Origin of the sequence: Endozoicomonas sp. (genome assembly GCF_051008435.1) — a bacterium.
In the GTDB taxonomy this organism is placed as follows: domain Bacteria; phylum Pseudomonadota; class Gammaproteobacteria; order Pseudomonadales; family Endozoicomonadaceae; genus Endozoicomonas_A.
The window spans coordinates 1-1,684 of the sequence record NZ_JBPCXO010000497.1; the positions used below are offsets into that span (position 1 = coordinate 1).

General features: G+C 47.4%; 1 protein-coding gene. It reads right to left on the reverse strand.

From position 1 onward, the window contains the following. Window positions 1-147: 147 nt before the first annotated feature. A complete protein-coding gene (locus tag ACR2PX_RS24785) occupies window positions 148-1,479 on the reverse strand; it encodes an aminotransferase class III-fold pyridoxal phosphate-dependent enzyme (protein WP_434002030.1) in 1,332 nt (443 codons plus the stop codon). Between the last annotated feature and the right edge of the window lie 205 nt (window positions 1,480-1,684).

Genomic DNA, 1,684 nt, shown 5'->3' on the forward strand with positions numbered 1-1,684 from the left:
CGGTTTGAGACAGTTTTTATGATTATTTGAGGCGAATAGCGAGCTATTCAACGAAAAGAATCATAAAAAATGGCCAAATCAGGCTTTTTCGCAGTAGGTCAGTGGTAAGTCCGACAGGCTCCTAGTATAGACAGTGATTCAGGTAGACTATTCCAACTTGCCAAGTTCATCAGATAAGACGCTGACAATGCGATCAATATCAGACGTTTCAATAATCAATGGTGGACAGAGCGCCAGCACTTCTCCATTGGCCCGGGTTAATACACCTTTATCAAAACAGTTTCGAAATAACTGCCAGGTTCGATAGCCCGGTCGCTCACCCGGAGCAGGCTCCAGCTCAATACCCGCGAGCAGCCCGAGGTTGCGAATATCCTTAACATGAGGCAAGCCTTTCAGACTATGCACTGCCTGCTCCCAGTAGGATTCAAGTTCTGATGCCCGATAATAGAGACCTTCTCTTTCACAAATATCCATACAGGCCATGGCCGCTGCACAGGCTGCTGGATTCGCTGTAAAGGTATAGCCGTGAAAGAAATCTACCAGGGTGTCACTCTTTGATAAAAACATGTCATAAATTCCAGAACGAACAAATACCGCTCCCATCGGAATCACACCATTTGCCAAAGATTTGGCCGTTGTAATGAAGTCCGGAATCGCACCGAATCGTTCAATACTGGAAAAGGGATGCCCCAGGCGGCCCAGGGCACAAATCACTTCGTCTACGATCAGAAGAATGTCATGCTCGGTACAGATTTCTCTCAATCTTTTCAGATAGCCCTTGGGAGGAACCAACACCCCACCAGAACAACTCACCGGTTCGACAATAACAGCTGCAATCGTATCAGCGGAGTATTTATCGATCAGCTCCAGTAACTTTTCAGCCTGGGTATCGTCCCGCTCGGGCTCGCCTTTAATAAAAGGACTCTTGCCTCTGGCAACCGGTAAACGATCAGTGAACTGCAGCTGGTTGGGAAATAAACGACTATTATTAGGTATTCCGCCAACCGAGATGGCACCAAAACCAGCACCGTGATAACCCAGCTCACGACCTATCAGTCGCACCTTCTCTGTTTTTCCGGATAATTGATGGTAGGCCAGTGCCATTTTCAAAGCCGTTTCAGCCGCTTCTGAACCCGAATTAACATAAAAAACCTGACTAAAAGCATCGGGCAGATAATTCAAAAGACGACGGGACAATTTGAAGGGCAACTCATGAGAAAGCTGGTAACTGGGAGCATAATCCAGCGTGCAAAGCTGTTGATAAACAGCATCGGCAATCTCTTTGCGGCCATGGCCCAGACTGCAACACCATAACCCGCTGACGGCATCCATAACGCGTTTGCCTGTGTCTGACTTGAAGTACAGCCCATCAGCCTCTTTCAGAATATGAGGAGCGGCCTTGTACAGGCGATTAGAACTGAAAGGCATCCAGAAAGCCTTTAACTCATCTTCAGTCAGTCCGCCATACGCTTTGCTCATGGAGTCACCACACAGGCTGTTCTTGAAGCCGTGAAGTATAGGCAGAGAATGTTCTACTGCTGTCACTTCAGGGCCTAAGAGCCTGTCGGACTTAAGACTATTTCGGCCTAAATTCCAGAAAGAACGGCCCAATTATTCGATGAATTCGATTAAATAGGTCAACTATTCTCACGAATCCATCGAAGCTGTCTAGGAGCCTGTCGGA